Here is a 10645-nt window from a genome sequence, read left to right on the forward strand (position 1 = left end):
TGTGGTCTATCGTTTGTCTTGTGACAAACCCTTTATTGTTCCGAATATTATTTGAAACTTTGTGCCTTCGTGGCAGCAAAAAGTAAAACCTTACAGATATAAATATGTTAGACATTTCAGTCATAGTACCACTTTATAACGAAGATGAATCATTACCCGAACTTGCCGCTTGGATAGAACGTGTGATGAATGAAAATAAATTTAGCTACGAAATCATTTTTGTCAATGATGGTAGTCGTGATAATTCTTGGAATGTTGTCAAAAATCTTTCAGAGAAAAATACAAATATTAAAGGTATTTCATTCAGTAGAAATTATGGTAAATCTGCTGCACTTCATGTAGGTTTTAAGGATGCAAAAGGTAAAGTAGTTATTACAATGGATGCCGATTTGCAAGACAGTCCAGACGAAATTCCAGAATTGTATAGAATGATTACGGAAGATAATTTCGATTTAGTTTCTGGCTGGAAACAAAAACGTTTTGACCCAATCACCAAGACCATTCCTACCAAACTATACAATGCAGCAACACGCTCAATGTCAGGCGTTTACTTACATGATTTCAATTGCGGATTAAAAGCATACAAACATGAAGTCATCAAAACAATAACGCTATACGGAGAAATGCACCGATATATTCCCGTAATGGCAAAATGGAATGGTTTTGATAAAATTGGTGAGAAAGTAGTCCAACATCAAGCTCGTAAATATGGTACAACCAAATTTGGTATTGAACGCTTTTTATACGGATTTTTAGACTTATTGTCTATTACTTTTGTCCAAAAATTTGGCAAACGACCAATGCACCTTTTCGGAGGGTTGGGAATCTTATCATTTTTGATTGGTAGCATGATTACCTTGTATTTAATTGGTGATAAAATCTATGCCATTGCCAATCAAATGAAATTCAGAAATGTAACTGATAATCCGCTGTTCTTTTTGGCATTAGTTGCCATTATTATTGGCGTTCAGCTATTTGTTGCAGGATTTATCGGAGAACTCATGACTCGAAACTCAGATAAAACTACCGATTATCAAATTCGAGAAACGGTAGGGTAAGTAGTTACTGGAAATTAGTTATTGGTTAATTGGTTTGCATAAGACATTAACTTTCAACACGTTAAACACTTTAAGATAAAATAAGCGAAACTAATCTTGTTGAAGCACTTAATTTTCTTAATAAAATAATATTCCAATGGTCAAGATACAAGATAGCATCATACAATTTCCCAAAACGTTGGAAGCATTTTTGGATTGGCAACAACCCAACGATGGCGTGAAGTATGAATGGTATAACGATGAATTAGTTCAATTTGAAGGTATGAAAAAGAAACAATACTACATCTTTGATATTCTTAATATATTATTTATTGAGAAAGGGTATCACAGAAAAGGAACATTGATGACTGAACCTGACGTGATGCTTACTCAATTCCAAATGAGAAGACCCGATATTGCTTATTTTAGCAGAGAACAAATTTATCAAGGTCGAGAAGGAATTGATGTTATTCCTACCTTCGCTATCGAAGTGATTTCGCCAAATGACCATCTGATTGATGTTGAAGCAAAATTAATTGAGTATTTCAAAGCCGATGTAAAAGTAGTTTGGCATATCATTCCTGAGCAAGAAGTCGTTTATGTTTACACTTCTCGGAAAGATGTCAAAATCTGTTTTGACGACGATATTTGTTCCGCTAAACCCGTTTTAGAGGATTTTGAAATAAGTGTTGCAGATATTTTTAAAGATTATAAAGTTAGTGAGTAGGGAAGGCAGACGTTTCTGTTGAAAGTTGGGTTTGAGGGATTATAAATGTACTCCTAAGCCCTAACACCTAAATCCTAACACCTAATTAAATGAGTGATTTAGCTTGGCTTGGAAGAACCAAATTATTAGTTGGAGATGATGGACTCCAAAAATTACAGAATGCCCATGTTTTAGTCGTGGGACTGGGTGGCGTTGGCTCTTTTGCAGCCGAATTCATTGCTCGCTCAGGCGTGGGAACAATGACTATCGTTGATGGTGACGTTGTTGACCCATCAAACCGCAATCGTCAGTTACCTGCACTGGCTACTACGCACGGACAACCTAAAGCTGATTTAATGGCTGAAAGGTTATTGGCAATCAATCCTGATTTAAAACTGACTTCTATTCGTGAATTTCTTTCACCCGAAGCCGCCGAAGAAATATTAAGTAGTCAAAAATTTGATTACGTTATGGATTGCATTGATTCAATTACACCAAAATTGACACTTTTAACGACTGCTCACAAAAAAGGTTTACGTATTGTCTCGTCGATGGGAGCAGGTGGAAAAGTTGACCCTACCAAAATCAGAACAGCAGATTTATTTGATACTCGTGAATGTTATTTGGCATCACTCATGCGTAAGCGTTTGCGTAAATTGGGTATTTCATCGGGAATTAAAGCCGTTTATTCAATTGAAAAAATGATTGAAGAATCGCTGATGCTTACTGATGGTTCTAATTTTAAGAAATCAGCTTATGGCACAATTTCATATATGCCAGCGGCTTTTGGTGGCGGTTGTGCATCGGTGGTTCTGAGGGATTTATTGGGTTATCCGATAGAGATGGAAAAGAAATTAAAAGCCTTAGCAAGCCGAGAAAAGAAACAGAAAGAAGTGGAAGCAAAGAGAGAGAAAAAGAGAAAAGAGGAATAAGAGAAAGGGAGGAAGAAAAATGGAAGTTAGACTTGTTTGTCCCTCTCCTATTTTTCATCCTCCCTTCTTTCTTTTATTCTATTTCTCCGTAAAGATTACGCCAATGGTGGAATACGTAATACTTGACCTGGATAAATTTTATCAGGGTGTGATAACATCGGCTTGTTAGCTTCAAAAATCACTGGGTATTTCATCATATCGCCATAGTATTCTTTAGCAATTTTAGACAAAGTATCACCAGAAACAACCTCGTGATATTTTGCTTCTTCAGCAGGTTCTGCAACGTCCAATTGATTATCAACCACTTTTACGCCTTCTACGTTACCAACTGCCAATGCAATTTTCTCTGCATCTTCTTGTTTAGCAACTTCTCCTTCTAAAACTACGGTATCACCAGCAGTTTTAACTGTCAAAGAATTGTATGGTAAACCCAATGTTTTGATATGAGCTAATAAAGCACTCGCTCTTAATGGTTCTACCTCTGCTGCTTTAGCAGGTTCAACTTCTTTGTGTCCACCGAAAACCTTTTCTCCGACACCTTTAAAAAATGACATTAAGCCCATAATTGTTAGACAGTTTATTGTTTAAAGTTTAAAATTAGAAATAATAGCAAAATAATAGCTTATAGGGTTAAAACGCATAAATTGTTTTTCCGTCACCTATTATTCTCTAAACATCTACTCAAATGTAGATTTTTTAAAGATTCCCTCAAAATTTAGAGCGTAATTTTTTCGTTAGCTTTTTCTTCTTCTAAAAATAATTCTTGAAGTTTTTTTGTAATACGCCCAACTTTTCCGTCACTAAACACTTGATTATCAGTCTTGGTAATTGCAACAATGCGTTTTGTACTTCCTGTTGTAAAAACTTCATCGGCTTCCCAAAACTCTTGAACGGTTACATCTCTTTCTTCCACAATAAAATGTTTTTTTGCAAAATTTAGGATATGTTTTCTCGTAACACCAAATAATGCCCCATCAACGGGCGTGATGATTTTCTCATTTTTGATGATAAAAATATTACTTCTCGATGATTCCGAAATCTTTCCGTCTCGATAATACAACAAATCGTCAGCACCTTGGGCTTTCATTTGTTGGATTGCTCTGATGGGTACGATATAATTAAGCGTTTTAATTTCGGGAATTTCTCTGCGGTATTCCATCGACATCAATTTCATGCCAATATCCGCAGGTTTAAACTCAAAAGGTTTGCCCATCACAATCAAATTTGACTGCTCCGACGGCGTATAACCATCTTCAGAATAACCACCCGTCATAACCATTTTTACTCCCAATAAAGGATGTGGATTTAGACGAATAATTTCCAAAATAATTTCACGCAAACGCTCACGAGATTCAGGAATGGGAAGTCTCATTAAACGAGCAGAATTCTCAAAACGGTCGAGGTGGTCTTCAATAAAAATCGGTTGTCCGTCAATGGCACGGAAGAAATCAAAAATACCGTAACCTCTCAATAATCCGAGGTCAGAAACATGAATTTGGGCTTTTTCAGAAGGGAGAATTTCTCCGTTTAAATAAATCATGATTTTTATAATTAGTAAATAGCTTATATGTATAGCATCAACTTAGCTACAAACACTATCTTTAAATTTCTTTTTTTATCCCTCAATTTCCTCTGATGAATTAGTAAAATGCTTTTTTTTTGAGTAATTTTCGTTTAAATTCATAAACCTTTTAATAATTTACACTCATGGAAAAAATAAGAACCCGTCAAGAAATTGCTACAGAATTTGGGATTACACCTAAAACCCTAAGAGTTTGGTTTAAAAAAAATAACATCATTTTAGATGGGAAATCGTTAATCAGTCCTGCAACCTATAAACACATCAAAGAAAAATTTTATGGTTATTAAATGTTCTATTTTTACCGATTCTTTCCCTTGACAATGTTTAGTTTAGCTTGTTACCTTTGAAGTGTTTTTAAGTGTTAATAACACATAAAAACAAAATGCCCTGTCTCAAATTGGCGTTCGACGACAGGGCGAGGTCTCAATTGTCTAACTAAAACCAATGTAAAGGTATGAAAAATCTTCTTACCAGCAAGAAATCTCTTGCTATTTTAACAGCTTGTTTAAGCCTGTCAATTTTCTCTTGTAAAGATGAACTTAGTAATTTAGATAATCCTCTGAATAGAGGTTCATCATCTCTTGAAAATGTTCCCATTGAACAGCAAGATGCGGCAAGAATACAATTTGCTAAAATTTTGGCAAAGGCATTAGAAAATAAAGAAGTTAGAGAGTTCGTTAAAAGCGAGTCTCTGAAGATGTTTGATAATGACTACGATGTACTTTATCATGCCAATAAAAATAAGTTGGTAAATGGTACAGAGTCATTTAGTTCGGTTTTGGCTAAAAGCAATAATTTGAAAGAAGGAGAACTGGATAAAATTGTTAATATTCTGCCCAAACTCAATATCTTAATTCCTGATTTTTTCGTACAATCTGCCAAAACTTGGGACACAGAAACAGACATTCCATTGGTTGCTGTTTCTAATTCTGAACTGGAATACAAAAAAGTTGATTTTGTAAGAGTTTACGATTCAAAAGCGAATGAAACGAAACTTGATGCTCATAAATTCCCAAATAAAGTTATAATAGTTGTTAAGAATAATGAGCGTATTGAAACGTTAAATGTAGTAAAAAATGGTCGTTCTGCCATAGGAAAAGAATGGATACCTTATTATAAGGAAGGAGATACAGAATTTTTTATTGCAGGAGAAGGGTTCTTAAATGAGAATACTAAGAGAAGTAACCAAAGAAAAGCTGATACTGGAATGAATGGTTCTTTACCATACTATGGGATAAATTTTTGGGATTATACTGATTCGCCCAATGATGGAAGTTTTGGATCCGTATTAATCGCTCACATTTGGAAGCTATGTCCAGAAGGCATATTAAGTGGGTCTGTATCTTCAGACCAAAATAATAACATCCCTTGGGTTCAAGCCATGAATAAAGGAAGTCATCGAAAAAGTATTTATTACAATAAAAATGGTGATTTAAACCAAAATGTTAAAGAAAGGATGATGTATTGTAGATTTACAAATTCAGCATCACTTTCAAATATATCCGAAAATTGGACGGATGGAAATTTAGAAATAGTATGTGTAGTGGCAATGTTAAGAGTACGACCAGGCGAAGACTTTAATCAATTTGTAATTTCAAAATCTGTTCCACTTTACTTTGCAAATGCTCATTTGGTGGGTCCTAATATTTATTATACTCAAGAGCAAGCAAAAAATGCAGGTATAAATCAAGGTTATTTAACTGAATTTACAACTAATGGAGCAGACATTTATAAAAATGTTGCGGGCATTTGGATTAATTGGTTTGGAGAAGGTGTAACATGGTCTCCCTTTTTATACGGTGAGCAGATGCAATATGTTTTTTATGAGAAGGATGACGGTGCTGTAAAAACAGATACTTATGCTTCAAGCACAGCATTGGGTTCAAGTTTTGGTATTGGTATAAAAGATGTTTGGAATATAGGCTTTACTGGAAGTAGTACCAATTCAAGAACTCTTACTGTTACATCAACAAATACTTCAGACCAATTGGGAATTTATGTTTTGAATTACGGTCAAGATGTTGGATTTGCAAGAGCACCTATTAACTTAGGAGATTTTCAATTTATCACTCAAACAAAGTAATATTAATAAGCAATTATGAAAACAATATCGTTATTAATTTTGGGCTTTTTCTTTTTAGATTGTTCTAATAAAACAGAACTTGATAACTATGTTGATCCAGATATGAAAGCAACATTGAGAGATTACATTAATGATACAAATGAGTTCCCTGTATATCTGTATTCAGTTAATTATAAGGAAAACTCTCAAAATAATAGAATTCTTTTGGACAGTACCACCAACAAGCAAATATCTCTCGAATTACCTTATATAATCGCCAATAAAAAGAGGTATGATATTCGTAAAATCTGGGGGATGCGTGAGGCTAAAAAAGAAACAATACCGACAAAATTGATAACAACAGAATTGAAGATTGAATTCATGAAATAGATTTTTATAAAAGCCCTCGCATCGTATGAGGGCTTTTTGTATATTTGACTATAAATCTTAAACAAATGAGTAATCCACTAATTTCCGAACTCCTCAAAGAACCTGATGCTTATTTGATAATCCAAGAAATAGAAAATATTCTCGAAGATGAAAAAGCACGTAGAATCGCTTTTTACAACGATATTACCGAACAAGAAAAGGTAGAATTCATTAATGGTGAAATCATTGTGCATTCACCTGTGATGAAACGCCATAATACGGCATCGCTTTTATTGGCTCAATTGATGAATGTTTATAACATTAAACATCAATTAGGTTTTGTTGGTATCGAAAAAATCATGATTACACTTACTCGCAATGACTACGAGCCAGATATTTGTTTCTTCCGAAAAGAAAAATCTGAATCTTTTACCGAAAAACAAACCTTATTCCCTACTCCTGATTTTGTAATTGAGATATTATCAAAAGGCACAAAAGACCGTGGCCGAGGAGTCAAATTCAAAGATTATCAAGCACATCAAATTGAAGAATATTGGATTATTGACCCAGACCATCAAACGATTGAACAATATCATTACGAAGAAGGGCAATACGAATTACTATTAAAATCTTCAGAAGGAAATATTAAAAGTTTGGTAATGACAGGTTTTCAAATCCCAATTCAATCCGTTTTTGATGAAAAAATCAACCTTGAAACTTTGAAGAAATTAATGTAATTCATCAAGTTTTGCAATTTTCACTTTTGCCTCAAAAGTTCCCGATGCACTGCCTCTGAAAGTTCCTCTAATGGGTGTAACTAAATGCGGAATGGCAGATGCTCCCACAGGAATATGATTGCCCGATACCAAGCAATTCTGGGTAGGGTCAAAACCACGCCAACCTCCACCCGGTAAATATACTTCCACCCAAGCATGAAGATATTGTGGTTGCGATGGGTCTTCGGGTTCTACGGCTGAATAATAGCCACTCACAAAACGAGCCGCAATTCCCATCACTCGGCACATTGCCATAAATAAAACCGAATAATCACGACAAGAACCGTATCGACTCAAAAGCGTTATTTCTGGAGAATGTGGTTCGCCTTCATCTCTTACTTCGTATCTGAAATCATGAATATAGGCATTTAGGCTTGTTAAAAAGGAAGTCGTATTCCAATCTACACTTCCAGCAATTTGTCTTGCAGTTTGGTCAATCAATGTCGTAATGCCATCTTTCACCAAATACGGGCTCAATGCTTGGGCAACCTCCTCAGAATATTGAATGGGCAAAGAGCTATTTTCAAAAGGATGATAAATAAATGAAAGTGGATTGAAAACTGTCGTATCGACGATGGAAGTTACTTTTATATTGAGAGCAGAAGTAGTATCCTTGAAAAAGAGAATGTACTGTGTATTATCAGAAGTATCGAGATTTTTGGCAATGGTAGTAGGTTCTGGACTAATCTGAATATCAAATGATTGTAGCGATAATAAAGAACTTCGTTTGGGATGTAAATAAAGATAATGCGGTTCTAAAAAAACCGCATTTGAGTATTGATAGTCAAGTTCGTGTTCGATTTTTAGAAGCATAATTCAGTTTTTGATATTTAGTGTTTGGGTAGTCAACAAATCAATACGACAACCTTATGTTTAGCCATAAAGTTGTCGTATTATTTTAAGCGAAAAGCAATTTGCGAGAAATCAAACAAGTAAGTCACTAAAAGTCAACAACTTACGCAGTTTTTTTTGCAAACCTCAATCAATTAAGTATATTCTTTTGTATTTGAAGTATTATCAAAATCGCTTACTTATTACCAAGTACATCGTTTATCCATTCAGTTTGTAAAGTGTCAACAGAAGTCTTCATTAGTGCATTCCATTGTTTGGTAACTGCTTCCATTTGTTCTTTTTCTAAGCGATGTTCGATAAGATGAAAAGAGTTTTTATGGTAAACAATTACGTCAATCGGATAATCAACATCACTGGCACTTACTTGCGTAGCATCAAAAGAAAGGAAACCCAATTTCAAAGCTTCTTCAATTGAAGTTTCATAAGATAATGCTCGGTTCAGTAAAGGTTTTCCATAATTAGAATTTCCAATGATTTGAAACTTTAAACCTTCATTAATTTCAATCCAGTTACCTTCTGGAAACACCAAAAACAGTTTGTGTTCATCGTCTTTCTCCATTTGCCCACCTATAATAGAGTGCAAATTAAATTTGTAACCTTCTTCTTTTAGGCTTGCTTTATCTTCTTCGGCAACCTTACGAATCATCTCAGCAAAAGCGTTTACTGCTTCAAACATATAGTCAAATGTAAAGCCTTTTTCTTTCGTTAATTGATTGAAGTAGATAATAGATTTATCTCTAATTGACCGTAAACCTGCCGTCATAATAAACAACGAATGATTCCCGATTTGATGAGTTGAAACTTTTTTGTTTGAGTAAACTTCTGTTCCCGCTGTTATTCTGTTATCAGCAATGGCAACAAGACCGCCTTTAACTTTGATTCCTAAACAATATGTCATTTTGTGGTTTTTGGATTGGGTATTAAGTGTTAAGTATTAGAAAAATAATGAGTTAATTTTAATTCCAATACCTTTCACTTATTACCTATGAGTTTACAAAAGTAAAAAACTCCTTATTGATTCACCACAAGATTCATAGATTCTTCTTCAATAACTGGTTTTAAATCGAAATAAGTTTTGAAAATAGCAGCCCCAACGCCATTATTTTTTTGTTGAAACTCATCTAAATATTGGTGTAATCCTATTTTAAATATGTCTTTTACTTCGGTAAATTCTACTTCTGAACGTAACTTACTAAGGGCTTTTTCAGCAGGATTTGAATAAGAATTGGTAATGGCTGTTCCCGAAATTTCGTACAATGAAAGTTCCGCCTGACGAATACAGTGCATCACTGAGCGAGGAAATTTTTTATCTAACAATAAAAAATCTGTAATGGCAGTTGGATTGACGATTTGATATTGCTGACGGAACATATTATAAGCACTTACCGATTTCAATACCGCCGACCACAATAATAAATCAAGTGGTGAACCTACGGCATCAATTTCGGGAAGAAGCGTAAAATATTTTACATCTAAAAAACGAGTTGTTTTATCAGCACGTTCTAAAAGTCTTCCCAAACGACCAAAATGCCAGCCTTCTCCACGTGTAATGGTAGAATCAACAATTCCGTAGAACAACTGACTTCCCGTTTTGATATTCTCTAAAAATCCTTGATAACGAGCCAATTCCCACGATTTACTTTCTGCTGCTGCATCTTTGACAGTCCAATAAATCTGATTGACGTATTCCCACATTTCACGAGAAATACTTTCACGAATGGTTCTTGCATTTTCACGAGCCTCTAATAAACAAGACAAAATTGAGTTCGGATTCCGAACGTCAAAAGCCATGAAGTACAAAACATTTTCACGAGTGGGGGCATCATAATACTGTTCAAAGATATAGTTATCGGCAGTTGCGATAATCAGCGGCTTCCATTGTTCTGGAACATTGGGGGGTAAATCTAAAGCAAGATTGAAGTTTACCGAGATAAAACGGGCATAATTATCGGCACGTTCAATGTACCGATTCATCCAATAAATAGAATTTGCGACTCTACTAAGCATAAGTTTATAATTTAAAATGCCTGATTAATTTTTATACAAGTTAGTCGAAAATTCGGTTATTCCTACCCAAAAACTATTTTTATATCTCAAAGAAGTAGAGAAAAAGGGACAAAGGAGCAGAGGGACAAAGGTGCAGAGGGACAAAGGTGCAGAGGGACAAAGGTGCAGAGGGACAAAGGTGCAGAGGGACAAAGGAGCAGAGAAAAAAGAAAAAGGAACAGAGAAAAAAGAAAAAGGAACACAGGAGCAAAGGGACAAAGGAGCAGAGAAAAAAGTATATATTTTCTTTGCCACTTTGCTCCTTTGCCACTTTGCCACTTTG

At 34.8% G+C, this 10645-nt stretch carries 12 protein-coding genes; 7 read left to right on the plus strand and 5 right to left on the minus strand.

The window, feature by feature from the left end; genetic code table 11:
* Positions 1-104: 104 nt before the first annotated feature.
* The 3 genes from LV89_RS05635 to LV89_RS05645 all read left to right on the plus strand — a co-directional run bounded on the left by LV89_RS05635 (position 105) and on the right by LV89_RS05645 (position 2675).
* The gene (locus tag LV89_RS05635; RefSeq protein ID WP_109741896.1) at positions 105-1058 is read left to right on the plus strand and encodes a glycosyltransferase family 2 protein; all 954 of its coding nucleotides are present in this window, start codon (positions 105-107) and stop codon (positions 1056-1058) included.
* A 136-nt stretch (positions 1059-1194) separates the two neighbouring features.
* Positions 1195-1764, plus strand: a complete 570-nt coding sequence (locus LV89_RS05640) for a Uma2 family endonuclease (RefSeq protein WP_109741897.1) — start codon at positions 1195-1197, stop codon at positions 1762-1764.
* A gap of 89 nt (positions 1765-1853) precedes the next feature.
* Positions 1854-2675 (plus strand): tRNA threonylcarbamoyladenosine dehydratase, encoded by an 822-nt coding sequence (locus tag LV89_RS05645; protein ID WP_109741898.1) that lies wholly within the window; start codon positions 1854-1856, stop codon positions 2673-2675.
* A gap of 95 nt (positions 2676-2770) precedes the next feature.
* Here LV89_RS05645 and lysM read toward each other — a convergent pair whose 3' ends face one another.
* Both lysM and LV89_RS05655 read right to left on the minus strand, forming a co-directional pair.
* Positions 2771-3238: a peptidoglycan-binding protein LysM gene (gene lysM, locus LV89_RS05650; RefSeq protein ID WP_109741899.1), complete on the minus strand. Its 468-nt coding sequence runs from the start codon at positions 3236-3238 to the stop codon at positions 2771-2773.
* Positions 3239-3390: 152 nt separating this feature from the next.
* Positions 3391-4215 (minus strand): aminotransferase class IV, encoded by an 825-nt coding sequence (locus LV89_RS05655; RefSeq protein ID WP_109741900.1) that lies wholly within the window; start codon positions 4213-4215, stop codon positions 3391-3393.
* 167 nt (positions 4216-4382) lie between these two features.
* Between LV89_RS05655 and LV89_RS25055 the strand changes: the two genes are divergently transcribed.
* The 4 genes from LV89_RS25055 to LV89_RS05670 all read left to right on the plus strand — a co-directional run bounded on the left by LV89_RS25055 (position 4383) and on the right by LV89_RS05670 (position 7425).
* On the plus strand, positions 4383-4544 hold the full coding sequence (locus tag LV89_RS25055) for a helix-turn-helix domain-containing protein (RefSeq protein ID WP_158279520.1): 162 nt from the start codon (positions 4383-4385) through the stop codon (positions 4542-4544).
* Between the two features lie 167 nt (positions 4545-4711).
* Positions 4712-6340, plus strand: coding sequence for a hypothetical protein (locus tag LV89_RS05660; RefSeq protein WP_109741901.1), 1629 nt, complete (start codon positions 4712-4714; stop codon positions 6338-6340).
* Between the two features lie 15 nt (positions 6341-6355).
* Positions 6356-6709 carry a hypothetical protein gene (locus LV89_RS05665; protein WP_109741902.1) on the plus strand — a complete coding sequence of 118 codons (354 nt, stop codon included), beginning with the start codon at positions 6356-6358 and terminating at the stop codon, positions 6707-6709.
* A gap of 65 nt (positions 6710-6774) precedes the next feature.
* Positions 6775-7425 (plus strand): Uma2 family endonuclease, encoded by a 651-nt coding sequence (locus LV89_RS05670; protein WP_109741903.1) that lies wholly within the window; start codon positions 6775-6777, stop codon positions 7423-7425.
* Here LV89_RS05670 and LV89_RS05675 read toward each other — a convergent pair.
* From LV89_RS05675 to LV89_RS05685, 3 genes are all read right to left on the minus strand, one after another.
* The gene (locus LV89_RS05675) at positions 7417-8277 is read right to left on the minus strand and encodes a transglutaminase family protein (RefSeq protein WP_109741904.1); all 861 of its coding nucleotides are present in this window, start codon (positions 8275-8277) and stop codon (positions 7417-7419) included. The two genes, LV89_RS05670 and LV89_RS05675, sit on opposite strands and share 9 nt — an antisense overlap.
* Positions 8278-8491: 214 nt before the next feature.
* Positions 8492-9214: a proteasome-type protease gene (locus tag LV89_RS05680; RefSeq protein WP_109741905.1), complete on the minus strand. Its 723-nt coding sequence runs from the start codon at positions 9212-9214 to the stop codon at positions 8492-8494.
* 113 nt (positions 9215-9327) lie between these two features.
* A complete protein-coding gene (locus LV89_RS05685; RefSeq protein ID WP_109741906.1) occupies positions 9328-10323 on the minus strand; it encodes an alpha-E domain-containing protein in 996 nt (331 codons plus the stop codon).
* Positions 10324-10645 lie beyond the last annotated feature (322 nt).

The sequence above is a fragment of the Arcicella aurantiaca genome, assembly GCF_003148625.1.
Lineage (GTDB): Bacteria > Bacteroidota > Bacteroidia > Cytophagales > Spirosomataceae > Arcicella > Arcicella aurantiaca.

Coding starts and splice junctions, on each gene's coding strand:
- LV89_RS05635 (WP_109741896.1), top strand. CDS start 105: ATGTTAGACATTTCAGTCATAGTACCACTTTATAACGAAGATGAATCA.
- LV89_RS05685 (WP_109741906.1), bottom strand. CDS start 10,323: ATGCTTAGTAGAGTCGCAAATTCTATTTATTGGATGAATCGGTACATT.
- LV89_RS25055 (WP_158279520.1), top strand. CDS start 4,383: ATGGAAAAAATAAGAACCCGTCAAGAAATTGCTACAGAATTTGGGATT.
- LV89_RS05665 (WP_109741902.1), top strand. CDS start 6,356: ATGAAAACAATATCGTTATTAATTTTGGGCTTTTTCTTTTTAGATTGT.
- LV89_RS05640 (WP_109741897.1), top strand. CDS start 1,195: ATGGTCAAGATACAAGATAGCATCATACAATTTCCCAAAACGTTGGAA.
- LV89_RS05680 (WP_109741905.1), bottom strand. CDS start 9,214: ATGACATATTGTTTAGGAATCAAAGTTAAAGGCGGTCTTGTTGCCATT.
- LV89_RS05645 (WP_109741898.1), top strand. CDS start 1,854: ATGAGTGATTTAGCTTGGCTTGGAAGAACCAAATTATTAGTTGGAGAT.
- lysM (WP_109741899.1), bottom strand. CDS start 3,238: ATGGGCTTAATGTCATTTTTTAAAGGTGTCGGAGAAAAGGTTTTCGGT.
- LV89_RS05675 (WP_109741904.1), bottom strand. CDS start 8,277: ATGCTTCTAAAAATCGAACACGAACTTGACTATCAATACTCAAATGCG.
- LV89_RS05655 (WP_109741900.1), bottom strand. CDS start 4,215: ATGATTTATTTAAACGGAGAAATTCTCCCTTCTGAAAAAGCCCAAATT.
- LV89_RS05670 (WP_109741903.1), top strand. CDS start 6,775: ATGAGTAATCCACTAATTTCCGAACTCCTCAAAGAACCTGATGCTTAT.
- LV89_RS05660 (WP_109741901.1), top strand. CDS start 4,712: ATGAAAAATCTTCTTACCAGCAAGAAATCTCTTGCTATTTTAACAGCT.